The sequence below is a fragment of the Solihabitans fulvus genome, from assembly GCF_008386585.1.
GTDB classification, from domain to species: Bacteria; Actinomycetota; Actinomycetes; order Mycobacteriales; family Pseudonocardiaceae; genus Solihabitans; species Solihabitans fulvus.
This window is the reverse complement of record NZ_VUOB01000311.1, coordinates 1-587: the sequence shown is the minus strand read 5'-3', so window position 1 is coordinate 587 and position 587 is coordinate 1. Positions and strand designations below refer to the sequence as shown.

At 43.8% G+C, this 587-nt stretch carries 1 protein-coding gene; it reads left to right on the top strand.

All coding sequences use genetic code 11. From position 1 onward, the window contains the following. Positions 1–363: tropomyosin (locus F0L68_RS45935; protein ID WP_149855422.1), on the top strand; the 363-nt coding region annotated here is incomplete at its 5' end. Positions 364–587: the final 224 nt, after the last annotated feature.

Genomic DNA, 587 nt, shown 5'->3' with positions numbered 1-587 from the left:
GTTTCGCGAAAACTGGCCTTCGTTGAAGACGAACTCGAAGTCGCCGAAGACCGTGTCAAGTCTGGTGACGCTAAGATCTCAGAGCTTGAAGAAGAATTAAAGGTCGTCGGTAACTCCCTTAAATCTCTCGAAGTATCCGAAGAGAAAGCTAACCAGCGCGTCGAAGAGTTCAAGAAGCAGCTGAAGACCCTGACCGGCAAGCTGAAGGAGGCCGAGGCCCGTGCCGAGTACGCCGAGAAGACAGTCAAGAAACTGCAGAAGGAGGTCGACAGGCTCGAAGACGAGCTCGGCATCAACAAGGATAGATACAAGAGCTTGGCTGATGAGATGGATTCCACCTTCGCCGAGTTGGCTGGTTACTAAGCTCTCGCACTCCACATACAGACCACAAACACACACAAACAGAACATGTACACACACATACGCAGCGCCGCTGCCACACACACACAAACACATGTACATTAATTACACAACAACTCGGATACATGTTTACACGTGATGTAATAATATTTATTAATAATTTATGTAAATTTATTTACGATTTTCAATAAAATTTAATTTATAACAAAAAAAAAAAAAAAAAAAAA